General features: G+C 58.5%; 28 protein-coding genes. 12 read left to right on the top strand and 16 right to left on the bottom strand.

The genetic code is table 11. The annotated features are described in order from the left end of the window. Positions 1-18 precede the first annotated feature (18 nt). The 7 genes from ODQ19_RS20075 to ODQ19_RS20045 form a co-directional block, all read right to left on the bottom strand. Entirely contained in the window at positions 19-765 is a 747-nt protein-coding gene (locus ODQ19_RS20075; protein ID WP_442962771.1) for a fimbrial biogenesis chaperone, read from the bottom strand. Between the two features lie 73 nt (positions 766-838). After that, a complete protein-coding gene (locus tag ODQ19_RS20070; RefSeq protein WP_116668253.1) occupies positions 839-1,387 on the bottom strand; it encodes a fimbrial protein in 549 nt (182 codons plus the stop codon). Positions 1,388-1,664: 277 nt separating this feature from the next. Next, on the bottom strand, positions 1,665-3,998 hold the full coding sequence (locus ODQ19_RS20065; RefSeq protein ID WP_330211046.1) for an ATP-binding protein: 2,334 nt from the start codon (positions 3,996-3,998) through the stop codon (positions 1,665-1,667). Beyond that, complete coding sequence (locus ODQ19_RS20060) at positions 3,998-6,340, bottom strand: ATP-binding protein (protein ID WP_330211072.1); 2,343 nt, start codon at positions 6,338-6,340, stop codon at positions 3,998-4,000. The genes ODQ19_RS20065 and ODQ19_RS20060 overlap by 1 nt, the downstream gene beginning before the upstream one ends. Positions 6,341-6,384: 44 nt before the next feature. Beyond that, entirely contained in the window at positions 6,385-7,050 is a 666-nt protein-coding gene (locus tag ODQ19_RS20055) for a response regulator transcription factor (RefSeq protein ID WP_116668250.1), read from the bottom strand. 139 nt (positions 7,051-7,189) lie between these two features. Then, positions 7,190-7,855 (bottom strand): response regulator transcription factor, encoded by a 666-nt coding sequence (locus ODQ19_RS20050; RefSeq protein ID WP_330211044.1) that lies wholly within the window; start codon positions 7,853-7,855, stop codon positions 7,190-7,192. 221 nt (positions 7,856-8,076) lie between these two features. Beyond that, positions 8,077-9,426 (bottom strand): EAL domain-containing protein, encoded by a 1,350-nt coding sequence (locus ODQ19_RS20045; RefSeq protein WP_116668248.1) that lies wholly within the window; start codon positions 9,424-9,426, stop codon positions 8,077-8,079. A 296-nt stretch (positions 9,427-9,722) separates the two neighbouring features. Between ODQ19_RS20045 and ODQ19_RS20040 the strand changes: the two genes are divergently transcribed. Then, entirely contained in the window at positions 9,723-10,172 is a 450-nt protein-coding gene (locus ODQ19_RS20040) for a GNAT family N-acetyltransferase (RefSeq protein WP_116668247.1), read from the top strand. A gap of 6 nt (positions 10,173-10,178) precedes the next feature. On the opposite strand, the gene ODQ19_RS20035 is transcribed toward ODQ19_RS20040, so the two are convergent. Continuing rightward, positions 10,179-10,667, bottom strand: a complete 489-nt coding sequence (locus tag ODQ19_RS20035) for a DUF2938 domain-containing protein (protein ID WP_330211043.1) — start codon at positions 10,665-10,667, stop codon at positions 10,179-10,181. An 81-nt stretch (positions 10,668-10,748) separates the two neighbouring features. On the opposite strand from ODQ19_RS20035, the gene ODQ19_RS20030 reads away from it, so the two are divergent. The 3 genes from ODQ19_RS20030 to ODQ19_RS20020 all read left to right on the top strand — a co-directional run bounded on the left by ODQ19_RS20030 (position 10,749) and on the right by ODQ19_RS20020 (position 11,908). Further along, positions 10,749-11,201 (top strand): helix-turn-helix domain-containing protein, encoded by a 453-nt coding sequence (locus ODQ19_RS20030; protein ID WP_330211042.1) that lies wholly within the window; start codon positions 10,749-10,751, stop codon positions 11,199-11,201. Beyond that, positions 11,198-11,647, top strand: a complete 450-nt coding sequence (locus ODQ19_RS20025) for an N-acetyltransferase (protein WP_330211041.1) — start codon at positions 11,198-11,200, stop codon at positions 11,645-11,647. The genes ODQ19_RS20030 and ODQ19_RS20025 overlap by 4 nt, the downstream gene beginning before the upstream one ends. Before the next feature lie 111 nt (positions 11,648-11,758). Beyond that, positions 11,759-11,908: a hypothetical protein gene (locus tag ODQ19_RS20020; RefSeq protein ID WP_019821496.1), complete on the top strand. Its 150-nt coding sequence runs from the start codon at positions 11,759-11,761 to the stop codon at positions 11,906-11,908. Between the two features lie 26 nt (positions 11,909-11,934). Here the strand turns inward: ODQ19_RS20020 and ODQ19_RS20015 are convergent, their stop codons facing one another. Together ODQ19_RS20015 and ODQ19_RS20010 are read right to left on the bottom strand one after the other, a co-directional pair. Beyond that, positions 11,935-13,458: a sensor domain-containing diguanylate cyclase gene (locus tag ODQ19_RS20015; RefSeq protein ID WP_330211040.1), complete on the bottom strand. Its 1,524-nt coding sequence runs from the start codon at positions 13,456-13,458 to the stop codon at positions 11,935-11,937. A 559-nt stretch (positions 13,459-14,017) separates the two neighbouring features. Beyond that, positions 14,018-15,595, bottom strand: coding sequence for a histidine kinase famiy protein (locus ODQ19_RS20010; RefSeq protein ID WP_330211039.1), 1,578 nt, complete (start codon positions 15,593-15,595; stop codon positions 14,018-14,020). A gap of 537 nt (positions 15,596-16,132) precedes the next feature. Between ODQ19_RS20010 and ODQ19_RS20005 the strand changes: the two genes are divergently transcribed. Together ODQ19_RS20005 and ODQ19_RS20000 are read left to right on the top strand one after the other, a co-directional pair. Beyond that, positions 16,133-16,387, top strand: coding sequence for a hypothetical protein (locus ODQ19_RS20005; RefSeq protein ID WP_116668241.1), 255 nt, complete (start codon positions 16,133-16,135; stop codon positions 16,385-16,387). Positions 16,388-16,392: 5 nt separating this feature from the next. After that, positions 16,393-16,671 (top strand): hypothetical protein, encoded by a 279-nt coding sequence (locus ODQ19_RS20000; RefSeq protein WP_116668240.1) that lies wholly within the window; start codon positions 16,393-16,395, stop codon positions 16,669-16,671. Between the two features lie 19 nt (positions 16,672-16,690). On the opposite strand, the gene ODQ19_RS19995 is transcribed toward ODQ19_RS20000, so the two are convergent. Next, on the bottom strand, positions 16,691-17,191 hold the full coding sequence (locus ODQ19_RS19995) for a CinA family protein (protein WP_116668239.1): 501 nt from the start codon (positions 17,189-17,191) through the stop codon (positions 16,691-16,693). Between the two features lie 123 nt (positions 17,192-17,314). Between ODQ19_RS19995 and ODQ19_RS19990 the strand changes: the two genes are divergently transcribed. From ODQ19_RS19990 to ODQ19_RS19970, 5 genes are all read left to right on the top strand, one after another. Further along, positions 17,315-17,722 carry a low affinity iron permease family protein gene (locus ODQ19_RS19990; RefSeq protein WP_116668238.1) on the top strand — a complete coding sequence of 136 codons (408 nt, stop codon included), beginning with the start codon at positions 17,315-17,317 and terminating at the stop codon, positions 17,720-17,722. Positions 17,723-18,458: 736 nt separating this feature from the next. After that, entirely contained in the window at positions 18,459-19,223 is a 765-nt protein-coding gene (locus ODQ19_RS19985; RefSeq protein ID WP_116668237.1) for an OBAP family protein, read from the top strand. 146 nt (positions 19,224-19,369) lie between these two features. After that, positions 19,370-19,651, top strand: coding sequence for a hypothetical protein (locus ODQ19_RS19980; protein ID WP_330211038.1), 282 nt, complete (start codon positions 19,370-19,372; stop codon positions 19,649-19,651). Between the two features lie 101 nt (positions 19,652-19,752). Further along, positions 19,753-20,010 carry a DUF6555 family protein gene (locus tag ODQ19_RS19975; RefSeq protein ID WP_116668236.1) on the top strand — a complete coding sequence of 86 codons (258 nt, stop codon included), beginning with the start codon at positions 19,753-19,755 and terminating at the stop codon, positions 20,008-20,010. Beyond that, on the top strand, positions 20,007-20,246 hold the full coding sequence (locus tag ODQ19_RS19970) for a hypothetical protein (protein WP_330211037.1): 240 nt from the start codon (positions 20,007-20,009) through the stop codon (positions 20,244-20,246). Before ODQ19_RS19975 ends, ODQ19_RS19970 begins: the two co-directional genes overlap by 4 nt. Before the next feature lie 390 nt (positions 20,247-20,636). Here ODQ19_RS19970 and ODQ19_RS19965 read toward each other — a convergent pair whose 3' ends face one another. From ODQ19_RS19965 to ODQ19_RS19955, 3 genes are all read right to left on the bottom strand, one after another. Beyond that, entirely contained in the window at positions 20,637-21,494 is an 858-nt protein-coding gene (locus ODQ19_RS19965) for an SDR family oxidoreductase (RefSeq protein ID WP_161907384.1), read from the bottom strand. 243 nt (positions 21,495-21,737) lie between these two features. Next, the gene (locus tag ODQ19_RS19960; protein WP_330211036.1) at positions 21,738-22,253 is read right to left on the bottom strand and encodes a hypothetical protein; all 516 of its coding nucleotides are present in this window, start codon (positions 22,251-22,253) and stop codon (positions 21,738-21,740) included. 14 nt (positions 22,254-22,267) lie between these two features. Further along, positions 22,268-22,489 (bottom strand): PLDc N-terminal domain-containing protein, encoded by a 222-nt coding sequence (locus ODQ19_RS19955; RefSeq protein WP_003190416.1) that lies wholly within the window; start codon positions 22,487-22,489, stop codon positions 22,268-22,270. Positions 22,490-22,778: 289 nt separating this feature from the next. Between ODQ19_RS19955 and ODQ19_RS19950 the strand changes: the two genes are divergently transcribed. After that, positions 22,779-24,053, top strand: coding sequence for a glycoside hydrolase family 68 protein (locus tag ODQ19_RS19950; protein ID WP_330211035.1), 1,275 nt, complete (start codon positions 22,779-22,781; stop codon positions 24,051-24,053). Between the two features lie 208 nt (positions 24,054-24,261). Here ODQ19_RS19950 and ODQ19_RS19945 read toward each other — a convergent pair whose 3' ends face one another. Together ODQ19_RS19945 and ODQ19_RS19940 are read right to left on the bottom strand one after the other, a co-directional pair. After that, complete coding sequence (locus tag ODQ19_RS19945; RefSeq protein WP_330211034.1) at positions 24,262-25,971, bottom strand: polyurethane esterase; 1,710 nt, start codon at positions 25,969-25,971, stop codon at positions 24,262-24,264. Positions 25,972-26,133: 162 nt separating this feature from the next. Next, on the bottom strand, positions 26,134-26,292 hold the full coding sequence (locus ODQ19_RS19940; protein WP_330211033.1) for a hypothetical protein: 159 nt from the start codon (positions 26,290-26,292) through the stop codon (positions 26,134-26,136). Positions 26,293-26,298 lie beyond the last annotated feature (6 nt).

Here is a 26,298-nt window from a genome sequence, read left to right as displayed (position 1 = left end):
AAAGACGTCAGGAATTGATCAGGGCGTGAGTGCTTTCCGAGTCGGGATCAGCGCGCCGTAATCGTTGATTGCGCTGAACTCCACCTGTGCGCCTGCGGCGGGTGGAGTTTTAAGAGTTGGCAGCGGGAATTGCCGGGTTTGACCCGGGCTCACCATGCCGTCCTCACTGCGCGCACGCTGACCGCCGGCCACCAGGTCCAGCTCGACCAGCGATACATGAAACGCCGACGGGTTGAACGCTTGCAGGGCCAGGCCCTGACCATCGCTGGCCGTAACCAGTTGCCATTGCACCTGTTCAATCGCTTCGCTGGCAGTACCTGCAAGGCCGGTCGGGCGATAGAACAATTTGATCCGCGAACGGAAGGCCATTTGCAGGGTGTTCAGGTCTTCCCCGGCTTCGGGTTTAGGCGGAATTTCCAGCACGTTGAGCCAGAAGACCGACTCCTTGTCCTGGGGCAGCGCTGTCCCCGTGAACAGCACTCGCAGGCTTTGGCCCTTGGTCGGGTCGATACGCGCCACCGGAGGCGAAAGCAGGAACGGCGCCTTGGAGCTGGTGGGGGTGGACTCCACACTGCCGGTGTCAATCCACGCTTGCATCAACGCGGGTTGAGTACCGTTGTTATTGAGTTTTACCGTGACTTCTTTCTGGTCCGCCGGGTAGATCACGCGGGTGCCGGTGATCACTACACCCGCCAGCGCCTGGGAACACCCAAGTGCCACAAGACTTGCCAGAAGCATTTGTTTAAATGGAAGTATGCAAGGCATGACTTAGTCCCAATGCCGCCCCGAAAGCACGCCCTTTAAATACACAACAGGGCGTGCCTTCATTACTGGCGTCTTACTGATAATTGATGGAGTAAGTCACGTTGCTGATAACAGTGCCCGGCGTGGTCGCGGCCTGGGCGTAGTACTGAACAGAGTACGGCAGGTCTGCGCTGAGTGTGGTGGCATCGATGTCGATACGGCTGGTGGACGCCACTTGTGCGGTATCACCGGCCTTGATGGCCTTGCCATTGGATGCGTCGACCAATTGCAGTTGAACCTTGGTGGCACCGCCGCCCATGTTCTTCAAGTTGCCGCTGGCCGGGTCAACCGAGCCACCGGCTTCAAAGAATGCAGCCGCGGTTTTCAGCGCTGCCGAGCATTTGCTCAACTGAATGCTGAAACCGGTCTGGCCGGCCACCTGACCAGCCGAGGTCAACGAGGCAGTGGAAATGGTCGGCAGCGTGACGGTAGAGCCTGCCGAGCCGGGCTGCCCATTCACTGCAACCTGGCAGGTCTCGGCCTTCAGTTCACCGTTGAAATTGATGGTGCCATCCGAAGCCATGGCAGCGGAGGTGGCGGTGGCGGCGACCAGTGCAGCGAGGACGCGGGCTTTGTAATTCATGAGTAACTCCGAGAGAGCGATATACCAGGTAAGTGAAGAAGTTCCCGGTGCTGGATAACTTCTGTGTTGTTGCGCAGTGAAGTGTAGGGAGTCCGCGCAACACCCAATATAGGAGTGCTCCTAAAAACAACTAAGCCACTCAATATTTTCAACAATGAACGTCTGTTTCGCTCGGCAAAAACTTACGCACTTCAACTTATGTTATTTGTTTTTAGAGTCACTACTTCGTCTATAGGAATGGTCCTAAAAACCAGGCTGTCGAGGCAAGACGCATTATTCAATAACCGGCCGCAGCCCAGTCTTGCGCCATAAGATTGAGTTGATCCGCAACCGCTACGGTTGGCCAGTTCACTTCATCGTGCAACAACGACTCGATCCCTTCGGCGCCGGCCGCAATCGCAGTCCAGCCTACCGTCTGTGCAGCCCCCTTTAGCCGATGCGCAGCCTGCAGGGCAACCGGGCGATCACGCAGGGCAACAGCGCTGAACAGACGGTTCAGATCCTGGCGCAGTGCTTCTTGCCGCCCTTCCCGCTCTTGCCCTGAGGCAGCATGCACCTGCGCCGCTGGTATCAGGACCTGATCGCACCACAGCTCGATCATTTGCTGCAATTTGTCCTGACGCACCGGCTTGCTCAGCACGCCGTCCAGGCCGGCCTCAAAACAGCGTTCAAGATAGTCATTACCTGTTACCTGCGACATCGCAATGATTGGGCAATGCCCGCGCTGTTGTTGGCGCTCCACGTCGCGCAAAGGGCCGCTCAGGTTGAACGCCTGATGCTCATCGATCAGTACCAGATCGACCCTGTGCTGATTGAAGAGCGCCAGCGCCTCGTCACCCTTGGCCGCCAGCCGTACGCCCAGGCCAAAACCTTGAAGCAATGCCTGTACTGCTTGCTGATCGGCATATTCACCTCCCGACACGAGTACCCATAATGAAACCTCCCTGGAAGCCGCATCAGGATCGGCTGCCCGCACAGGCGGCTCAAGCGGTCCAGCCCACTCGACGGGCAACCTCACGTCGACTTGAGTGCCGCTCCCCGGGACGCTGCTCAAGGTCAGCTGGCCGTGCATCAACTTCACCAAACGGCGACAGATCACCAGCCCCAAACCGGTGCCGCCGCTACGCTTGAACGACTGCCTGGCGCGAGCATAGGGCCGAAACAGCGCAGCTTGCGCCTGGTCGGACAACCCAATGCCGGTGTCGACCACGCGAATCAACGCCTGCGAAGTTACCCCCGGCTGTGCGTCGGGCAACAGCAGTTGCACCTCCACTCGGCCGTGCTCGGTGAACTTGATGGCGTTGGAGATCAGGTTACGCAGCACCTGGGCCACCCGCTGGTCATCGAGCAGTGCTGAAGCGACTGGGCGCTGGCCAGTCAATGTCAACGTCAGGCCCTTTTCCTCGGCATAGCCTCGGTAATCATCCACCTGCTGTTGCAACAGTGACCACAAGTCCACCGGCTCAAGATTGAGCTGCAATTGCCCGGCCTCCATCTTGGAGATATCCAGCACATCGTCGACCAGGCGCAGCAAGGTATTGGCGCCGGTATTGGCCAGGTCCGTGAAGTGCCGCTGCTGTTCGTCCAGCGGGGTGTGCTCAAGCAGCTCGACCGCCGCCAGCACTGCATTCATGGGCGAGCGCACTTCATGGCTCATGACCGCGAGAAACATCGCTTTCTCGCGCTCACGCTGCACCGCGCGCCGCCGCTGCAACCGGCTTTGCCACACCAGCGTAATGAGCAACAGCACAATGGCCAGCAACAGCCACAACTCACCCGCGTAATGTTCGGCGATGGACCTGATGGTCGGGATATCCAGGTTCATGTCGGCAAACCAGGCATCGAAGATCGCCTTGCGCTCATCCCCGGTGATGGAGGCCAATGCCTTCTCCAGGATCGACAGCAGGATCGCATCGCTGTCGCGCACCGCCATGCTGACGCCGGTGTGCAGTTGCGGCACCACGCCGGATATCTGCAAGACGCCCTGGTACTGACGGGAAAGATACGGGATCAACAACCACTCCGAAGCGATAGCGGCGTCTGCCTTGCCGTCCTTGACCATCGCCATCATGTCGACCGCGTTCTGGGCGGCGATGAGCGTAACTCCTGGGGCCTCTTCGCGCAGGAATGCGCCATAGACTTCGCGTCCCAACATGACCAAGCGTTTGTGGGCAAGCTGTTCCAGGCCTGCCAGCGGCTGATCGCCAAAACGACTGACAAGAATCGTCGAGCTGGTGTTGTAAGGCAGGGTGTAAAGCATCCCACGATCCTGGGCCGGGTCGTCGGAACGCCGCCGTGTGGACAATATGTCCACCTCGCCGCTGATCAGCATATCCTTGCGCGCACTGCGCGTGGTGGTCAGCACCGGCTCGAAATGCAGACCGGTACGCAGGCTGATCAGCCTCAGGTATTTAGCCGACAGACCGCGCAATTGGCCGCCACTCATGTATTCGAAAGGCAGCAGGTCCTCGAACACACCCACACGCAGCACCGGATGAGCAGCTATCCAGTCCACCTCCGGCTGCGTCAATCCCATGGGTGGTGAACTGGCGTACACGCCCACCGACGCCGGAAGGCACATCAACGTCAGTACCAGCAGCAGGCGCCGCATCAGCGTGCCGTCCGCTGCGCACGCGTCGCCGGCAGTACGTCGAGCGCTGTATCGCCGCTCAACGCGGCCCACTGTTGCAACAACGGCTGCAAGGCTTGGGCGTGCACTGGCCCCCACTCTGCTTCGCTGTACAGCAGACGCTCCATGTACTCGGCGGCCTGCGCCAGTGCCGACCACTCCATGATCAATGCAGCCCCATGCAATCGATGCGCTACGTGCTGCGCCGATGCGCGGTCGCACAGGGCGACGGCTTTGACCAGGTTTGCCAGGTCACCGGCCATTTCACGGTTGATTGCGGCTTGATCCAGCAAAGGCGCCATCAAGCTGGTACTGGGGGCGGCCAGCTTGACCCCGCACCAGCGTTCAATGACTTCGCACAACTGCCCAAGGCGTATGGGCTTGCTCAAGGTCGCGTCCATGCCCGCCTCGATACAGCGTTGAAGATGACGGTCGCCGGTCAGGGCAGAGATCGCGATAATCGGGCTGCGTGTGCGCCCCAGTTGCATTTCCAGGGCGCGCAACCTGCGCACCAGGCCATAACCGTTTTCATCGGGCAAATCGCAGTCCATCAGCACCAGGTCGTATACGGTTTCCCTGAACAGCGGCCAGGCTTGCGCGGCGTCGGCAGCGATCACTGGCTGACAGCCAAATGCACTGATTTGCGCGCGTAATACCTCCTGGTTGGCGTAGGTATCTTCCACCACCAAAATCTGCAGGCCGCTCACGGTTGGCTGGGTTGAGGGGGCCGCTTGCGGCATCAAGACCGCTGGCTCCTCGCCGATGCTCACCGGTAAGCGGATAGCCACTGTCGTGCCTGAGCCCGGCTCGCTGGTCAGCGTCAACGTGCCCTGCATCAAACCCACCAACTGCCGACAAATCATCAGGCCCAACCCGGTGCCCCCCGTGCGCCGGGAGGATTCGCGGGCCTGGGCATAGGGGCGAAACAGGGCGGCCTGCACCGCGTCTGAAATGCCGACGCCACTGTCGCGCACCTCAATCTGCAATTGCGCAGTGCCGTGCACTGCAACCGCTAACGCCACAGTGATGTCGACACCGCCTGTGTCGGTAAACTTGATGGCATTGGAAAGCAGGTTATGAAAAATTTGCGTGAGCCGGGAGCTGTCGAGCAACAACAAGGGGAGCTGCGCCTGAATATGGCAGTTCAAGCTCAGGCGTTTTTCCCGCGCACGCAGTCGATGCAGGCCGACTACGCCTTGGACCAATGCCTCCATGTCGATTGCCTCGACGGCCAGCCGTGGCGGTTTGGCATGCGAGCCAGGCCTGTCCAGGACATCGTCCAGCAGGCGCCCCAGCGCGTTGGCCCCACTGTTGGCCAAATGGGCCAAATGGCGCTGTTGCTGGTTGAGCCGGGTATGCCCGAGCAACTCCATCGCCGCCAGCACCGCGTTCATCGGTGAACGGATTTCATGCCCCATCACCGCCAGAAACATGGTTTTTTCCTGCTCGTTACGCACCGCCAGGCGCCGTTGACGCTGGCCTCGATACAGCAGTGCGCACAGGCTGACCAGCACGAGCGCGCCAAGGATCAACACATGCAAATAATGGGCGGCGATACTGGGCAGCGATGGAACATTCAGGTCCAGATCCTGGTACCAGCGCCCATACAGACCGTTGCGTTGCTCGACGGTGATGGAGGCGAACACCTTCTCCAGTATTGAATACAGCATGACCTGGTCTGTACGGGTCACCATGCTCACATCCAGCACTTGGCTGCCGAGCACACCGGATACTTCCAGAATGCCCTGGAACCGTTGATACAGATAAGGCATTAGAAAGATGGCTGACGCGATTGCCGCATCGGCACTGCCGTCTTCAACGCTGGTCAGTATCTCCAGGGCTGAAGCGCTTTTTTTGAAAGTGGCCTGAACTCCTTTACGCCGGAAAATTTGCTCGTAATACGCCACATTGTTGGGTATCGCGACGGTTTTACCTTGCAGTTGATCAAGATCGAAAGCGTCGGGGCTCTCAACCCGCGTCACAATGACAGGTGAGGTCGATTCGTAGGCAAGCGTTCGAAGCCCCTTGGTAGTGGGTTCAGACCTGAAGCGTAAATAAGACGACAGCAGGTCAACCTGGCCTTCAAGCAACATTTTCTCGCGCTCGGCCAGCGTTTTTCCGGGTACGAACGTGAACTGAAGGCCGGTCGCGGCCGTGACGAATTGCAAATACTCTATCGACCGCCCGCGCATGACTGCGTTGCTGATGTATTCGAAAGGCATCAGGTCTTCGACCACGCCGACCCGTAATACTGGATGCGTCTGGACCCAATCCTTTTGCTCTGCACTCAGCTCGACCGGACCGGCCCTTGCAGCAGGCACCATCATTATCAGCAAGCTACATAACGCCACGGCACACAGCCCCGTTTTCATGGTGTACCGATAATCTTGTTGAGCTTGAACAGCTCATTGTTCGACGTCACCCCAAGCTTGCGGAATGCCGAGGTTTTTTGCGTGCTGATGGTTTTGATGCTGCGATTGAATTTCTCGGCAATTTCACTCACGGTCATGCCTGCCAGATAACAGCGAATGACTTCCTGCTCGCGGCTCGTCAGTTCTGCCAGCGCCAGTGCATCGCGCTCCTCGTTGGTGCTTTCACGCGTCTCACCCGTGACCGTTTCCGCCAAGCGATAGGTCATGTCGGTGTTCAAATACACGGCGCCCGCTGCGACTTTGCGAATCGCTTTCACCAACTGGCTCATGTCTTCGCCCTTACCCACAAAACCACGGGCCCCCACGCGCATGGCCAGGCCCACTGTCGCCGGATCATGATGACTGGACAAGATCAGGATGTGGCAATTGGGAAATTTGACGCGTAACGCACGGATCAGTGATACACCGTCCAACTCATTGGGATTAAGAGAGAAATCCAGCAGTAGTAAATCTGCCGGTGCTGTAACAAGACCGGCAATCAAGTCGCGGCTTTTTTCATAAATGCCAACCACTTCAAAGTTCACCTCGGCTGCCAACGTACTGGCAAGGCCATGTCGAACGACTGCGTGGTCATCCAATAACGCAATGCGTATGGGTTTCATCGTGATCGTACCCTCTCGGCCCGGCGCGCGCCGCACCGTCGAAACACAGGGATAACTCATCGATACAACGTCTAACACGCACATGAGTATATGCAACAACCGCAAAATGACACGCGCACAGCAGATGAATTCGCACCGTTCAAACTCCTTCGATAATATGCCTGATCCTGAATAGCTCATTGTTCGACATCACCCCCAACTTGCGAAATGCGGCGGCTTTTTGCGAACTGATGGTTTTGATACTGCGGTTGAATTTCTCGGCGATCTCGGTGATGGTCATGCCGGCCAGGTAACATCGAATCACCTCCTGCTCGCGCGCAGAAAGGCTGACAAAGCGCAGGGCTTCATCCCTGCCCTTGGTCTCGCCGTCATAGCTCACGGCGGTGGCTTCTGCCACGCGATAGGCCATGTCCGGGCTCAAGTACACGGCGCCTGAGGCCACCAGCCGGACCGCGCAGATCAACTGCTCCATGTCTTCGCCCTTGCCCAGAAACCCGCGTGCGCCGACCCGTAACGCCAGGATTGCGGTCGCTGCGTCATGGTGCGTGGAAAAGATCAGAATCCGGCAGGCTGGAAACTTCACGCGCAGCGCGCGAATCAACGATATACCATCCAGTTCGCAGGGGCCCAGCACAAAATCCAGCAGCAATATCTCGGCCGGTGCTGTCGCCAGCCCGGTTATCAGGTCACGGCTACGGCTGTACACGCCGACCACTTCAAAATCCGGTTCCTGTACCAGTCGATTGACTAAACCATGTCGTACAATTGCATGATCATCCAGCAAAGCAATGTGTAAACGTTTCATAGATCAAGGAACACTCTTTATAACGAGCAAAAAGACGAGAACAGCAACTTTATTGACTGTTAATTGGTTCTCGACTTCTCAAGCGCAAGTTCGCCAGCCGAGCTGGCCACGCCTCAGCAGCAGGACATTCAAAAGTACTGAACAATTGAAAAATCAGACGATGCGAAACTTAATGCAATTGCATTCAAATGAATATCAGACTGCTCTTAAAAGCGTAGGGCTCACTCAGCCAGCGATGTACCGGGACTGCTCTGTTGAATCACAAAGTTGAGGAAAGCATCGATTTCCATTGGCCGCGCCAAGGCATAGCCTTGTCCGATCCGGCAGCCCAAACGGTGCAGCAACGGGATCGTTGATTCATCCTCGATCCCCTCCGCCACCAGGCTCAGGTTGAGCAGCCGCGCCCAGTTGACGATGCCGGCGATGACATTGCGCGACGAGGAATGCTGTTCGACACCCCGGACAAACGAACCATCGATTTTCATCTCGTCAAACGACAGGTTTGCCAGTAAGGCGAAGGTTGCCGCCCCGGTACCGAAATCGTCCATCGACACCTGGAAACCCTTGGCCCGAATCGCAGTTAACGAAGCCGACAGGTGCAGCTCATTGGGTTCGGGGACGTCTTCGGTCAGCTCAATCTTGAGCAGGTGATTGGGCAGCTCTGCCTGGCGCATTCTGGCCGCCAGGCGATCGGCGAAGTTGGGCGTACAAATCGTCTTGGCTGAAGCATTCACGGCGATGGGAATCTGGATGTTCGCGCGTTTGAGCGACAGCATGACCTTGATCGTCCACATCTCCACCAGGCTGAACAACAGCAAATCCAGGCCCAGGCGGTTGACCAAAGGCATCAGTACCGAAGGCGGTACTTCACCAAAGCGTGGGTGCTTCCAGCGCACCAACGCTTCGGCCCCCACAATGCGTCGGCTGAGCAATTCGAACTGCGGTTGAAACACAAAGCGCAGCCCGTCGCCGGTCGTCAGCGCATGGATCACCTCATCTTCGGCCAGGGCGTCGAAGGTGTTTTTGCGTAGCGAGGGGTCGGGTTGCACGCGGGTCAGTACCGTGGCGCGCAATGCATCGCCCAGGTCCAGGGTGCCGCCTTCGCGCACGATCTCGACGAAAATGCCCGCCGCCCTCGCCAAACGGGCATGGGACTCCAGGGCGCTGACGGCGACTCCACCCATGTACTTGACCCACAGCGGCTTGGCCGACCTTTCACGTGCAGACGTACGTGCACCGTCAGCGGCCCCACCCGGCGCGCCCAGCGTGGTTTCGCCCATCCAGAAAATGCCTGGAAACTGGGCCAGTTTGCCTGACTCGTGACGGGCCTTGAGCAAGCTCGGCAACATCAAGCCATCGCCGCATTCAGGGCGAATTTCACACACGATGACATCGACCGGATAATCCTCCAGCCACGCCTGCAGCGCGTCCAGGGATTCGACGTTGGCCAGGGGCAGAACGCCCATGCCGCTCAAGGCGGATGCAAGCCGATGTGCGCACGCCGCATCGGATGCCAGCGTAATTACACGTAACGCGCTGAACTCGTTGGGCACGGCGACATTTAGGATCATGACAAGGAATTTCCCGAGACCATTTCTTCAGGGAAAAAGCTTATCAGCGCCAAAAAAGAAACAAATAGGACTGGGACTAAAATCCAGCGCGGCATATGCGCGTGTGCCGCCAGAGCTTCCAGACTCAAGGCTTGCTTGAAGTTTTTCCTGAACCAGGAAAACGTCTTCACCATGCGCTGACGCAGCGTGCCGTCGCCGACGATATACTATCGATAAGGCGGCGCGTTCGCTGTCGTGATGATGTGATCAAGCGCGGGAGGGTAATGAAGTGTTTAAACAGAGGATGCTCAACGACCATGACTGAATTGCCCCCCGCTGCCCCACACTGGCTGATCCGCCAAGCCACCCCCGACGATGTGCATGCCTTGGTCGCACTGGATGCCTACGCAACCGAGCACGCCAGTCGTCGCGTGTTTATCTATGACGCCATGGTTCGCCAGCAATGCCTGGTAGCCGCCGACGCCAACCTGTGCGCCGGCTACCTGGTGCTCACCCACGATTTTTTCAACCATGGGTTTATTGCGCTGGTGGTGGTTTCACCGCTGTACCAGCGCCAGGGCGTCGCCCTTCGTCTGCTGGCAGCGGCCGAAGCAGCCTGCAAGACGCCCAAGCTGTTCGCGTCGACCAATGCCTCCAACAGAGCGTCACAGGCCCTGCTGATGAAAGCTGGCTTTATTCCCAGCGGACAGATCGAGAATCTGGATGAAGATGACCCTGAACACATTTACGTCAAATTCGTCCATTGATCCCGCTCAGGCCCAGGCAATCAGCCGCGCGGCCAAGTAAAGACCCACCCCAAACACCCCATGGCTGATCACACTGCGCAGGCAATTCTTGCCTGGCGCGGCTGTTTTGGAGGATGCAAACCCGGCCCCCATCGCAGGCTGTATCAGCAACAGCGGGACGGCCACTGTCACCACACCCAGTATCAGTGCCGGCAAAATGGTGGGGGCCTGCAGCCAGGCAATCCCTTCAACCCACACCAGCGTGATCGCAAAAACAACACCGGTGACGTAATGCGCGACCCAGCCCAGGGCCACTTCACCTCGAACGGATGACGCCTGCCCTATGCTGGCGTGAACAAACCGCCCTTGGCACGCGTGACCGACCCAACGCCCCACAAACGCGAAATTCAGCGTTTGAACCCCAAGAGCCTTCATCAACAGCATCCACATATCCATCACGGCGGTAGCTCCCGCCCCTAACAATACAACCTGTGCGACCACTTCCAGCGTTGCCATATCTACCTCTTATTCATGGACCCATCGAACGTGCGCAGGCATCATAGAAGTTGAAGTCAACTTCAAGTCAATGGGTTACCAATGGATATCGCAGAGGTCGTCAAGCGCACGGGAGTCCCTGCCCATACCTTGCGTTTTTATGAGAAGAAAGGCTTGATCACCTCGATCAGCCCGGCCGGTATTCGCCGCCAGTTTCCAGCGGCGGTGATTGAGCAGTTAGCGCTGATTGCACTTGGGCAGGCGGGTGGACTTTCGCTGGATGAAATACAGGCCATGCTATCGCCAAACGGCCAGGCTGATGTGGACAGAGCGGTGCTGCTGGCCAAGGCCGACGAGATTGATACGACGGTCAGGCAACTGCGCGCCATGAGCCGTGGCTTGCGGCACGCGGCAGCCTGCCCTGCGCCTGATCACGCGCAATGCCCGAACTTTCGTCGGCTGCTCAAAATCGCTGCCGCGGGGGTCTTTAAACGCGACAGCGCCCACCGCCCCGACGGTGTTCGCCCTGCACACTCAAACGTTGAGGCCGTATGATTCGCGACTTTCGAAACGCTGATGTAGAACCTGTGCTGGACATTTGGTTGCAAGCGTCAATCCTGGCCCACCACTTCATTGCCCCTGAGTTCTGGCATGAACAATTGGGCGCCATGCGCGAGATCTACCTACCAAGCGCCGTGACACGCGTGTTTGAGGTTGATGGACAAGTCCGGGGGTTCAGTTGCGTATATGAAAACACCTTGGCAGCGCTATTTGTCTCACCTGCTCATCAGGGCCGCGGCGTAGGCACGCAGTTGCTGGAGGATGCCATGGGGTCTAGAGCCGCTCTTCAACTGAGCGTGTATTCGCAGAATGTTGCCAGCCTTCATTTCTACCAGAAGCACGGATTTATCGTCCTCAGCGAACAGCGGGACGAACACACGGGTCACCTTGAAAAGGTGATGCGCTGGGTATCTGATCGCTCACCCAACCCACGGCCCTGAACCCGATGATCCGGCAAGATCAGCGGACTGGCCGGGGGAGCGCTACGCGGGAACCTTTTCTCGAATGCGCAATCTGTGGTTCACCCTTTTGAACCGATCGAGACCCTGCGCATGCTTGTGAAAAAAGCCGTCCTCTGCCTGGCACTGCTAAGTGCCGGCTTCATCGCAGGCTATGCGGCAAAACCCACCCCGCAGCTGCAAGTCACCGCTGGCCAACTGATGGAGTGCGGTGAACTCATGATCCCGACGCTTGGGATGTGAGCCGGGCATACCCAGGTAAAACCGTTTCAGCCGCTCGAAGTCACGTCCGCAGGATGCACGTTGAACCCATTGCGCCCCGCCGCCTTCGCACCGTAAAGCGCTGCATCGGCCGCCTCGACCAAACCCAACACTGGCTCCAGCCGTGAGCCCATACCCGTCGCAACACCGATACTCACACTCACGCGCCCGAAGGGGCTGCCTGGGTGTGTGATGTTCTCCTGCTGTAGACGCGAAAGAATGCGTTGCGCGACCACCGCAGCCCCTGCGCTGTCAGTCGCGGGCATGATGATCGCCATTTCTTCTCCGCCATAGCGCGCCACCAGGTCCGACGGCCGGCGCACGCACGTTTCCAATAACGTGCTGACCGCCTGCAAGCAAGCATCTCCCGCGACGTGACCAAAGGCATCGTTGAAGCGTTTGAAATGGTCGATATCGAGCATCAGCAATGCCAGTGACGTACCCTCGCGCTGCGCCCGGCGCGCTTCAACGGCCAGCGTTTCGTCAAAACAGCGGCGGTTGGCGAGGCCGGTCAGCGCATCCTTTTTCGCTAATAGCGCCAATTGCCGATTGGAGTCGAGCAACTGTTGCTGGGCGACACGCAACGCCTCTTCCGCCGCCGTACGCCTGCGGATATCCAGGATCAGAAACCAGCCGATCAGCCCCGTCAGCCCCAACAGCCCCACCACCACGACCGCTGACAGTGCCGCCTCGATGCGCCACGCCGCAAGGGCTTCGTGCTTGCCCAACGCGACCGTGGTGATCAGCGGCAGGGTTTCGCTCTTGCGAAAGGCATAGAGCCGCTCGACCCCGTCCAGGCTGGAGGTATAGGCCGCAGTGCCCACAGGCTGGTCGACCAGGTACTTGGAATAAATAGGCGAGGTGGAGAAGTTGCGGCCCATGTCCTGCTCGCGGAAGGGGTAACGCACCAGCAACGTGCCGTCTGCGTAGGACAGGCCGATGGCGCCCTCCTGGCCCACATCGAGTTTGCCGAATACCCGCAGAAAGTTTTCCACCCCCAGGGTCACAGCGACCACGCCAGCGAAGTTGCCGGCCGCGTCGTTGAAACGGCGGCTGATGGTCACCACCCATTCATGGTTGGCGCGGCTTTGAATCGGCGGACCAATAAAAGGTTCAGCGCTCGGATCGCCGCGATGGTGGATGAAATAGGCCCGATCACTGCTATTGGCGCCCTCCGGAATCGCACGATTGGAAGATAGCAGCCACCGGCCCTGATGATCATAAATGGTGATGCCGCTGAGCTGCGGCATCAGCGGCTGCTGGCGGTTGATCAGCGTACTGATTCGCTGGATTTGCACCGGGCCACTGCCTTCGGTTTCCAAACGCTCAACCAGCCCCAGCAACAGCAACGAGCTTTGCCGCACGATGCCTTCGGTATAGGTGTTAAGGGCCTGGGTCAGGTTCAAGCCATGCACATCCACTTCCGCCAGCGCACGGTCGCGGGAAGACAAGACTTTCCAAATCGTCAGCGAAGTCAGGGAACAGCCGATCACCAACAGCAACAGCATCACAAGACGGGTATCACGCTTCACGTCAGCACCTTAAGGAAGTCCGGTTTCCATCCAGCCATCATTCGAACGTCGGTACTCACAGGGGCAACCGGTTCCAGAGTGCCAGCATACAAGCAGTCTGTGCGGGCTGCAGCAACAGAGTGTGCGGTTAACCCCTGCCGGCGGAGCAGCATCAGGCGGGGCGCAACGCCATACGAACAGCGAAGTTGTCTAGTTGGCCCATTACCGTTCATCCCCGTTTTTGAAAACTTTCAATCGTCCTCGCGGCCAGCAATACACGCCTGACCGAACCGACCGGCTGGGCGTGCAGGGTATTCGGATTTTCGATTGTACTGATGTTGGCGCTTAAACGGGTGCTGGCGGTGCTGAGGTAGCTAAGTGGGAGCGCGGGATTTACGGTTATGTCGGCGGCAAGCCCTAATGCCACTGTGCCAAGCGAACGCAATGCTCAAAGCAAAGAAGATCCAATGTGGAAGCTGACTTGCTGCGAAAGCGGTCGTGCAGTAACAAATGCGGAGACTGACACACCGCCTTCGCGGGCAAGCCCGCTCCCACATTTTGAGCGCATTGGCCTGCTCGATCAGGCATCGAGCACAGCCCGAATTTTTCGGGGCAACTCAGCAGGCTGATACGGCTTGGAAATCAGCTCAAACTCATGCACCTCTATGTCCGCGCGGGCCAGCGAATCTTTCGCATAGCCGGTGGTCAGCAGTACCCTGATGTGCGGATACAAGCGCGACACCTCCCGCGCCAACGCCGCGCCATTCATTGCGCCGGGCATGATCAAGTCACTGAACACCAAGTCATACGTCGCCTGCCTGAGCATGCCCAATGCCTCGGCGGCATTGAGGGCGATGTCCGCGTGGTAACCGTAGTCAGACAGAATGACCTGCGCCAACTCAGCCACCTCGGGCCGGTCCTCCACAATCAGGATTCGCTCGTTACCTTGGGGTGAGGTCGCCTCAGGTACCTGCTCGACCCACAGCTGGCTGTCATCGGCCGGAAAGTACAAGCGTATCGTCGTACCGATGCCCGGGTCTGAATGAATCCGCGCTGTGCCGCCCGATTGCTTGACGAAGCCGTACACCATCGACAACCCCAGGCCCGAGCCCTGGCCTTCTTCCTTGGTGGTGAAGAACGGCTGCATGACTTTGTCCTGAATACCTGCGTCGATGCCGTTGCCGTTATCCGAGACCGAAATGCTCACGTAACGGCCCTCGACCAAGCCATCACGCTCGGCATCTGCATCGCCCGGCACCTGGACATTGCAGGTCTTGACGGTCACCGCCGGGTCAGCACGCCCGTGCAAAGCATCCTGGGCGTTCGACAACAGATGCTGCACCGCCAGCTCCGCCTGGACCGGGTCGATGCGGCAGTTCCACAGATCTTCGGCAAGTTCTACATGCAACTCGACGCCCTGCAGCGCATGCGCCATGAATTCGGGGCGGCTGAGCAAGCTATTCAAGTTGATCACCCGACTGTCGAGCCGTTGCTTGCGCGAAAACGCCAGCAACTGCTGAGTCAGGGTTTGCGCTTTTTCCCCCGCCGCCCTGGCACGGTTGGCGCTGTTGACGATGCGCTGCAGATCGCTGCCGGGGCGCTTGGCGCTCTGCTGGATCAAGTCGAGATAACCCATCATCACTTGCAGCAGGTTATTGAAGTCATGGGCGATGCCACCGGTCAGTTGCCCCAGCGCTTCCAGGTCTTGTGCACGACGCACGCGCTGTTCAGCGTCATGACGCCGGCTCACGTCCAGCTGCGAGGCGAAAAAATACACCAGTTGCCCACGTTCGTTGAACAACGGCGAAATGAACAGCTCGTTCCAGAAGGTCGAGCCGTCCTTGCGGTAATTGAGCACCTCCACACAGGCCTCATGATGCTGCTCAACCGCGCGCTGCACCTGGTGCAGCGCGTTTTTGTCGGTTTGAGGCCCCTGCAAGAACCTGCAATTACGTCCGATCACTTCGTCCAGTTCAAAGCCTGTCAGGGTCAGGAACGCCTGGTTGGCAAAGATGATCGGGTTATCAGGCCCGGCGGGGTCGGTCACGATCATTGCACTGTGGCTGGCTTGCATGGCCGCAAAGAACAGGTCTTTGCGGCAGGCAGACAGCATTGCCAATTCCATACCGTCGACTACAGGCTTCTTCTTTGTCGCCAAGGTTCACCTCCAGATACGTGGTACGTGTTCCATGGACCGTGAAAACGCTGCGCGGTGCCATCTACCACCTAAAGGGCGCGGCGCCTTACGGTGGGCGCCGCGCGACAGTACAGCCTTGGATCATGGCTCAGGTTTTGGCTGCAGCCCCCTGCCCAGGTCAGCGCCGGTCGTGGGGTCGTTGGTGGGGTCCGAGAGCGTGCGGATTTTCATCATGCTTTGCGCCCCGGATCGTCTTCGGCCAAGGCTTGGGTGAAGTAACGGAACGCGATTGAAGTCGCTTGTTATGTAGAAACATGAACAAATCTCCTCCGGCTTACGGAAAAAGACGGCCAAGCATCGCGCGGCAACTTCGCCAACGACTGTGAAAACGCCTCGGAAGCATTCAACAACGAGCTAACCTTCAGCATAGGTTTCACGTAAAGGCTTTCGACGCTAAGTTCTGGACGACCCTCCTTACAAAACCATTACTTTGCCAGTATTTACGCCGAGTCATTGTGAGCTAGCCTTATCGCGCTGAGTCCTTTATGCGGTGAACTCATGGATACGTTAACGAAAGCCGAAATCGAAACGGCCCTTTCCGCTCGCCTCCCCAAGTGCGCGGTCAAGTGCTCGCTCAACGCGGACGGCAGCCTTTCAGTCACCGTAACGGCGCACGGTATGGATCAATTCACCGTCGCCAACATCAACCGCGCCCACTATCACGGTGTCTCGGGGATCAACCGGCTTGTGCGCGAAATACGTGAGGAAATGGTCATGGCCAGGCAGTCTTTCTGGCGGTCGTCGGTGGGGTAAATGACATGTCGGACTCTACTGACGCAACGCTGCAACCGGTCAACATTGGATACTTGCAGGACACGCTGTTCGGTGTAAACACGCTCGCCAGCAAGTGCCTGGGGCGGCTTGTGCGCACTGCGCCCGGCGTGCAGTTGCGGCTCGCGCCGCCATGGCCTGGGCAATTGCTGAAGGCTCACAGGATTACCTTTGTATGGGACGGTCAGGCCTATCGTGGCGTGGTCCAGCAGGCTGAATCCTTGACCAACGGCGACTTGCTGCTGGACATCGAACCGCAGCCGTAAAAGCGCGCACTTGGCAGCATTAGGCGCGTTCACCCGCTATCGCCCGCCGGTGAAAATGCGGCAGCCATTTCAACGCATGAAGAGACGCGGCCAACTGTACTTGCTCACGGGAGCCCATGAAGCGTTCCTTGCGACTGAACACACTCAGTGCGCCCCCGTTTCGATAGGCCCAGGCGAAACAAACGGTGCCTGGGGGAATGCCATCAATTCCATCCGGCCCCAGCAGGCCCGTGGTCGCTACCGCTACATCCGCAGGGCTGTCGCGCAGCGCGCCGTGAGCCATTTCCTGGGCGACCTCACAGCTGGTGAGATTGAACGTTTCGATGGTGTAAGGGCGCACGTTCAATAGCCGCTGTTTCGCTTCTGGCGAATACACCACGTACCCGCTTTCGATCCACGAACCACTGCCGTCGACCTGCGAAAGCAAGGTGATGATCTTGCCTGCGGTACACGACTCGGCCGTCGTGATGACCAACTGATGGTGCTTGAGGTATTCAACGATAGAAGCAGCGACCGACATGCTGAGTGCTCCTGCGCAGAGGGGTTTTGCTGATCGAACTTTGTCAAAAAAAATCGATTTGTAAAAAAGAATTTCGAAATTCTGCCGAGGTCTACAGAGGAACATCCCCCAGGAGACAGCATCATGAAGTTCGCGAAATTCTGCCAAAAACTCTCCAACCAGGCGGGCAGCTCAACAACCTTTCTGACGGCCGTCTCCCTGATTGCTGTCTGGGCGCTCACCGGGCCTTACTTTCATTACAACGACACTTGGCAGTTAATCATCAATACCTCCACCACCATCATCACCTTCCTGATGGTGTTCCTGATCCAGAATACCCAGAACCGCGACAACGATATTCTTCATCTGAAACTGGACGAGCTGATTCGTGCCACCAAAGAAGCTCACAATGCGGCGTTGAGCCTGGATAAACTCGGGGCGCACGACCTGCAAAAATTGCGTGAGCAATACAGCAAGTTGGGGCAGCCTAACGCGGTCGATGACATCGGGCGGGAAGCGGATTCTTCCAGTTCTTCTAACGGTCCGGTTTGAGGCCTACGCCGGTCAGTGTGCCTTGCACAACGCCGTAGTGATCGATGGTAACCACGATGCGAAGCGAGCCGCTCTTGATCTGCTTTTGATCTCAGGCGCCCCGTTAAACCACGCTGGCCGAACGCAGGCTTGAATTCGTGGGTAACCCGGCAGGACGCCGGGTTAGCCGCCCCGCGCCATGGATGGCGCGTGGCGGCGGCCCACGGATTCAAGACTGTGTTCGGGCACACCGAGCCTAGGCGAGGTGCCGAGTGGTGGGGCAAGAGCGTTTTGCTTACTTTTGCGCTTTTCAAAAGTGAGCCGCCGTAAGGGCGGCCCCCTAAGTGGCCGTTACCTAAATAACGGATATGTACTCAATCGGGTCCCACATCCCGGTCGGCTATCAGGCCGCCTTCGCGAGCAAGCCCGCTCCCACAGTTTGATCGCAGGGCGTCAGGTAGATAGGTGTCGACTGTCAGGCAGTCATCGCAGGCAAGCCAGCTCCCACAATTTGATCGCGGGGCGTCAGGTAGGTGTCGGCTGTCAGGCCGCCTTCGCGAGCAAGCCCGCTCCCCCAGTTTGATCGTGGGGCAGCAGGTAGATAGGGGCCGGCTGTGAGGCCGTCATCGCAGGCAAGCCAGCTCCCACATGAATGAGTGTTCAACTCAAAGCATTTTGAACGCCCCGTACGCTCGTCTCTCCAACGAGAACAGGATCAAACCTGGCGCAGATTACCGGCAACAGGAGGCAGCCGACCATGACTGACACCCCACCCCACCGAGTGACCCAATCCCTAGCCGCAGCAGTGACACTGGCCCTGCTCAGCGCCTGCGCTGGCAACAACTCACCTTCGAATGTCGAGGCACCTGGGAAACCGACAACGCCTTCGACCCGAACGCTGGAGGCCGGCGCCGCCCTGCTGCAATCACGCCCACCGATTGACGCACTGAACGCCTACCTGGACGGCTTTCACTTCTACAACGGCCATCCCGATGTGCAAATGGAAGCGCATCACTACTGCGCAATCCTCAACGAGGAGGTCATCCAGTGTGTGATCTACGACGGTAACCGCAAGGATGCCAAGTTGATGGGCGTGGAGTACATCATCAGCGAGGCGCAGTTCAACACGCTGCCCGCGTCTGAAAAGGCGCTGTGGCACAGCCATGTGCATGAAGTGAAGTCAGGGCAACTGGTCGCTCCGGGAATTCCTGAGGTGGCGGAACATGCGCTGATGGAGAAGCTGGTGCACACCTACGGCAAGACCTGGCACACCTGGCATACCGATCTGGATAAACGCCTGCCTTTAGGCGTGCCTCAGCTGATGATGGGGTTTACAGCAGACGGCCAGGCTGACCCGCGTATGGTCGCCGAACGAGATAAACGACTGGGCATCGACAGTGCCGACAAGAAAAAGACGCGCGCCGATATCCCCGCGCCGCCCATCGCCCCCGGTGCGGACGCGTGGCGCCAGGGCAAGGTTATCCAGATCGCCGACCCAACACTGAAGGTTCATCAACACTGACACCGCCATTCAATCATTTGGATTGAACGCTCATGTGCGTGCCTTTCTCTACCCAAGACCAGCCACAGATGGCCCAGCCCTGTGCCGTCGCCTACTCAACCAATGAACACGGGGGCAACAGCCCCCTTTACATGAGGTAACCCAGCATGTTTTACGACTACCAAGGTATTGCCAGTGTCATCACTGCCTCGCGCCATCTTGGAACACCCTCAGATGAACGTCTTAACGAATCAAAAAGCATCCAAATGACCAGCAGCGGTAAACCGACCATCGTGCGCTTGGACTTTGACACGCCAATGGATTGGCCTGGCAATCCCAACTTTATCACCGTCAATTTGCCCGACGGATCCTCCGTCAGCGGTGTCATCGCCGAGCTGGAACGGCCAGCGAATGGGCCGGGATGGGTCACCTTTACGGTAGATGATTAGGCCTCATCCACCCCTGCGCCCAGTCATCGAATTGTCGGACAACTTATTTGAATTTTTTTTGACGTCAAATATCTGTAATTCATGAGTATCAAGGAGGCCTCATGAAACACAACGACCTATTCACTATCGAGTATCAGCTGCATGGCGAGCCCAAGTCCTTCATCGTGCGCGCGCCGCGCATGGACAATGCCGAGGCTTGGCATTGGGCCAGTTGTGACGCTGGTGTGGCGGTCATCCCAAAATTTGGGCAACACACGTTCAAGCGTGTGTCCAAACCGATGGCGGAAAAATACGGCATTACCCAGGTACGCTGGAGTAGCGCGGCACAGATTCAATGGGCGGAGGGCCTCAGAGGATGAACAGCCAGACTCTTGGTTACACAACTACAAACAGGCGGGACGACGAGGTCACGCGAAATGCCGAGATGTTCTTCGAAGCGGATCGATTGGACGCGCTGGCGTACGAGATCATTGAGTCCTACAGCGGCGATGCGCAGACGTGGTCGCGCTTTACCGAGGCGAAGAAACGTGCGGATGCGCAGCGTACAGTGGCCTATCGGGAGTGGATGCGAATTCATCGTCCCAAGCGAAAATAACGTCAGCCTGTAGGAGCGAGCTTGCTCGCGAAAACGTCAACGATAACGCGTGTTTCCTGAATAAACGCGGTGCCGATGAGCTTTTTCGCGAGCAAGCTCGCTCCTACAACCGCGCCATCCAAATGTGGGAGCTGGCTTGCCTGCGATAGCGACCTGACAGCCAATCAGGATGTCAGGCCAAGTACATACCCCTCGCGTTCACGCCCCTGACTCAGGGTCTTTCGAAGGCCCTCCAGGGGCAACACCGCCTTGCTCATTCCCGCGTTGTCCGCCTGCCGGAGCATGCGATTTATCGTTTCGCTTCGCTGCCGGCGGACGCACCTTGCGCTCGGAATGATTCGGTTCGTGGTGCTTCGAGGCTTCGCTCATACCGCCCTCCCCAATCACTGATCAAAGTATCGGCTTGCCACCCGTCACGCCGTAGCGTTCGCCGGAGATGTAGCTGCCTTCATCCGACGCCAGCAGCACATAGATCGGCGCCACTTCCACTGGCTGGCCTGGGCGTCCCAATGGGGTGTTGCCGCCAAAGTTTTTCACCATGTCCGGCGTCATCGTCGAGACGATCAACGGTGTCCAGATGGGCCCGGGTGCCACGCTGTTGACGCGAATACCGCGCTCGCCGAGCATCTGCGCCAGGCCGGCGGTGAAGTTGGCAATCGCGCCTTTGGTGGCTGCATAGGGCAACAGACTGGGGTTGGGCATATCGGAGTTGACCGAGCTGGTGTTGATGATCGAACTGCCCTCGGCCATATGCGGCAGCGCGGCCTTGCAGATGCGAAACATCGCGGTGATGTTGACGTTGAAGGTTTTCACCCAGTCCTCGTCGGGGATGTCTTCCAGGGATTGATAGGTCATCTGGAACGCTGCGTTGTTGACCAGCACATCGATGCGGCCGAACTTCTCCACGGTGTCGTTGACGATGGCCGTGCACTGCGCCGCATTGCCCAGGTCGCCGGGCAGTAACAGGCATTGACGACCCGCCGCCTCGACCCAGCGTGCGGTCTCCTTGGCGTCTTCATGTTCATCCAGGTACGACACCGCCACGTCCGCGCCTTCACGTGCGAAGGCAATGGCCACGGCCCGTCCGATGCCGCTGTCGGCACCGGTGACCAAGGCTATTTTATTGGCGAGCCGGCCCGAGCCTTGGTACGACTGCTCACCGCAATCGGGCATCGGGTCCATCTTGCGCTGCTCACCGGGTACGGGCTGTTGCTGGGCGTTGAAGGGTGGTTTTGGATAGCTGTTCATCATAACTTCTCCTGGGTGGGTTTCTCTTTGCGAGGGTTCGTCAGGAAGCGAAGTTCAGATGAATTTTCAGAAAATCGGATAACCGTGCAACCGCGATGGCCACTCGCCAGTTTGATTAAACCTTCCTGAGGCTGCGCGAATGCTCAATGGCTGCGACATGGCCTGCGTGGTGATCCTGTCTCTAACAACCGTCCATCAACGCGTGGCGGACGCGACTCACGCCCCTAGGGATGGAGGTGACGTTCAAGGGTAGATGAACTGAGAAAAGCGCACCGACGCCCCCGCTGGTCGCGACACCTGGGTATCCACACTGCCCACCGTGTCGCTGCGCAAGGTCAGGTACAACACTGCCTGGCCGGCGCTGTCACTCAGCATCCAGACGCTTACACCCTCCCCGGCCGCCCTGGCCTTGAGCGGCTGAGGCTGCAGCATTTCGATATTGAAGCCGCGCAGCAGCTCACCGCTCAACTCGACCTCCAGGGGTTCTTGCGCCTTGCCTTGTACATGAATCACCAGCCCATCGGAGGCGCCATTGCGCAAAAAGCGTTGGTACTCCACGCGCAACTGACCATCGGCACTGCGCACTTCGCGGGTGCTCAGAGGCCCGCTGGAAAACAGGCCCGCCAGGCTCAGCCCGATCAACACCAGCAGCGCATACCAACCCGCCCGCTCAAAGCGCCAGACCTTACGCTGCAAGGCCATGTTTTCCTGCACCGGATAATTGCGGCTGTGTAAGTCGCCAGGGTCTGGGTTGTTCATAGCGGGGCCCGGACTCAACCCTTGCTGTGCTCGGGAGAAGACGGCCCCTTGGTGACACCCCGTGGGCCGGCAATCGCCCATATTGCGGCGCCCAGGAACGGCAGGACCACGACTACCGCACTCCAGCCTGCCTTGCTCGCCGAGGCGTTATCGCTGCGCCAGATGCTGTTGATGATCCACGCATCAAGCAGTACGAGGATCACTGCCAGGCCTATCCAGAAGTAAGTGGTTTGCATGATGCACCTCCAGGTTATGTAACTTTTGGTGCGCAGGTGTGGGCAGGGTTCATTATTTTTAGGTTCTCTGCCTGGCGCTTGGTTTGCCGCCATCATGCGGGCAACTTCGCCGATCTACTTAATGATCGAACCTCTTCAAACAAGACAAGCTGAAACGTCTCAGCTCCTATAAAAAGCCAAATCATGCACAAATGCATTTTTTGCCTTGACCTCGGGGGTCGAGTCTTCTAAAGTCAAATCACTGTATATGAATACAGTATTTTGATTCCCTTCATGGACGAGACTTACTATGAAAAGCACCCCTTCGAAATTTGGCAAAACACCCCATCAACCCAGCCTGTGGACCCGCGCCGATGCGCTCAAAGTGCATGCGGATGACCCCACCACCACCCAGCCGCTGGTCAGTGCGAACTTCCCGGTATTGAGTGACGAGGTGTTTATCTGGGACACCATGCCGCTGCGTGATATCGACGGCAACATCACCTCCGTCGATGGGTGGTCGGTGATCTTCACCCTCACTGCGGATCGCCACCCGAACGACCCGCAATACCTCGATCAGAATGGCAACTACGACGTCATCCGCGACTGGAACGATCGCCATGGCCGGGCAAAGATGTACTACTGGTTTTCCCGCACTGGCAAAGACTGGAAGCTCGGCGGCCGAGTGATGGCTGAAGGGGTTTCGCCCACCGTGCGCGAATGGGCCGGCACACCGATCCTGCTGAACGAACAAGGCGAAGTGGACCTGTACTACACCGCCGTCACGCCCGGCGCGACCATCGTCAAGGTGCGTGGCCGCGTGGTGACCACCGAGCATGGCGTCAGCCTGGTGGGCTTCGAGAAGGTCAAGCCGCTGTTCGAGGCGGACGGCAAGATGTACCAGACCGAAGCGCAAAATGCCTTCTGGGGCTTTCGCGATCCATGGCCATTCCGCGACCCGAAAGACGGCAAGCTGTACATGCTGTTCGAGGGCAACGTGGCCGGCGAGCGCGGCTCGCACAAGGTCGGTAAAGCCGAAATCGGCGACGTGCCGCCAGGCTATGAAGACGTCGGCAACTCGCGCTTCCAGACCGCCTGCGTCGGTATCGCCGTGGCCCGCGACGAAGACGGCGACGACTGGGAAATGCTGCCACCGCTGCTGACCGCGGTCGGCGTCAACGACCAGACCGAACGCCCGCACTTCGTGTTCCAGGACGGCAAGTACTACCTGTTCACCATCAGCCACACCTTCACCTACGCCGACGGTGTAACCGGCCCGGACGGCGTGTACGGCTTCGTCGCCGATTCGCTGTTCGGCCCGTATGCGCCGTTGAACGGCTCTGGTCTGGTACTGGGCAACCCGTCCTCTCAACCGTTCCAGACCTACTCGCACTGCGTCATGCCCAACGGCCTGGTGACCTCCTTCATCGACAGCGTACCGACCGACGACACCGGCACGCAGATCCGTATCGGCGGCACCGAGGCACCGACGGTGGGCATCAAGATCAAAGGGCAGCAAACGTTCGTGGTCGCCGAGTATGACTACGGCTACATCCCGCCGATGCTCGACGTAACGCTCAAGTAACCGGAGGCTATGAGGTAGCGGGTTTGAGCTCGATGACAAACCCGCGGTGGATATCCGCTGCACCTGTGGCGAGGGAGCTTGCTCCCGTAGCGGCCTGACGGCCGCCATCGCAGGCAAGCCAGCTCCCACCTTTTGGACCGCGGGGCGTCAGGTGGGTATGTGTCGGCTGACGGCTTGCCACAGGTTCAACAAGCCGTTGTGTGGATATTCAGGAGATGTAGATCCCCGCCCCATTCAACTGAGTCATATTTACGCCAACCAACGTCACCGAGTTGTCGCCAAACGACAACAGCGCATTGTCCTCGAACATCGAGACATGGGAGCGGTAATCGTATTGCTGGCCCAGGTCAGGAATCCCCATGAACACCAGCTTATCGCTGGCCTGATAGCCCTCGACCCGATCATTGCCAAAGAGGCCGTTGAACAGGAAAGTGTTGCTGCCACCGCCCGACACCATCAGATCATTGCCCGCCCCGCCGACGAACACATTATTGCCCTGCCCACCGATCAAATGATCGTCACCGCCCAGACCGAACAACCATTCCCCCGCAGCATGAGCGGTGAGGACATTGTCCTGCGCATCGCCGTTGGCAGAGGCCGTGTAGGGCGTCAAGGCTGTGCCGGCCAGCAGGCCTTGGCCGGTTACGTTATAGGTGACGTCGTGGGTGCCCCAGGGGATTGAATTCCACATGATGTAGGACTGCTCTTGGCTCACCAATGCACCGATGTCACGGGTCATACTGATGCCGCCATAGGCGTCGTTGATGTAAAGCGTGCCATCGCCATCGTTGGCAAAGCCGAAGCTGGCCAGTGGCTTGTGCAGTTCGAAGACGTTATCGCCCTGCCCGCCCAGCAGGATGTTGTAGCCGCCGTCATCGCGAAAACGATCATTGCCGGCGCCGCCTTCCAGGAAGTCATTGCCGGCTCCGCCCTTGAGCAGGTCGTTGCCCTCGGTGCCGAGGATAAAGGTGTTGCCGGTGTGTTTTTCAGCGTAGCGGTTCAGGTCTTCTACCCAGGTGGTTTCACGCGCAGCCTCTGTGAGGCTGGAGACCACGATGGTCGAATCCTTGCTGGTCAGGTCGTAGAACTCGGAGGACGCGATGCGCCCCAGCCCTTGGATGTAACCGTCCAGGGAGTGCGCTTTGGCAACGCCCCAATTCAGACTATTGGGTAAATGTGCCGAGAACGACGCGTAATTATCGGTAAAACTGACGAGGTTGTTGGCCGCCGAATCCCAGCCCCTGTCGTTACCCCAGAAGAGTGCCGAGGTATTGATGCCTTTGCCATCAATGGCTTTGAACACCGGGTCATTTTCATAGCCAATATTCAACACCTGGGTATCACCCGAGCGTTGAGTGGGTGAGGCAAAGGTCACGTAGTTGGCTTCTTGATAGAAGCCGCCCCAATGATCGTGGCTCAAGGTGGCCAGGCTGTTGGCCCCCAGTGCGCCGAGGCTATGGCCGGTGACCAGGATATCCTTGCCGCTCAAGCCCTGGCTCGCGGCGTAACGAGCGACGTTTTCGAGCAAGGCGCTGAAGGCGAACTTGGCGTAATTGGCGGCGTATCCGGGCAGTGCAGCGGCTGCCAGGTCGCTGGCCACGTCACCCGCGCCATCCCAGGTCAAGCCAAAGGACGTGCCACGAAAGGCAATCCCCATGGCGATCAGCCTGCCAAGCCCATCGTACTGCCCCAGAATCTCGACGTTGGCCGAAGGGGCCAAGGCTGTCTCGCCCCAGAAGGTGCCTTGCTTGTCCACATGCTGCGTCACGCCCAAGGCCTGCGCACCGATAGGCGCCCAGCCACCGGTTGCCAGGGGTTGGCCAGTGGAGTCATACGCGTACTCGGATAAAGCCAAGGCATTGTTCAGCAGCGCCTTGGCGTGCTCGCCCTTCATGCCCTTGTAATCGAAAACGCCCATGTCCTTTGTCCCTTTTCAGATGACTGTCAGATGGCCATCAACTCGCACAGCCGGGGTCGATTGAGGGCGGGACGCGGGGGACCGTCAAGGGTTACCTAAAAATTGAATAGCGCTCATCAAGCCGAACACCCAGCGGCTGCCCCCTGAACCGACGTTGCAGGACTACCGCACATTCGCCGGTAGCCCCAGAAACAGCTTGTGATCCAGCCGCGGCGTCACATCGGCATAGATCGCCTTCAACACTGCGCCGTCGTTGGCGCCAGCATCTCGCACCGGGTCCTTTTGCAACAGGCTGCACTGCGAGGCTATAACCATGCGCATTGTGAA

This window comes from Pseudomonas sp. AM4(2022), assembly GCF_036346515.1.
Taxonomy (GTDB): Bacteria; Pseudomonadota; Gammaproteobacteria; order Pseudomonadales; family Pseudomonadaceae; genus Aquipseudomonas; species Aquipseudomonas paracarnis.
The sequence above is the reverse complement of the archived record's forward strand: the minus strand, read 5'-3'. Positions and strand labels throughout refer to the sequence as shown.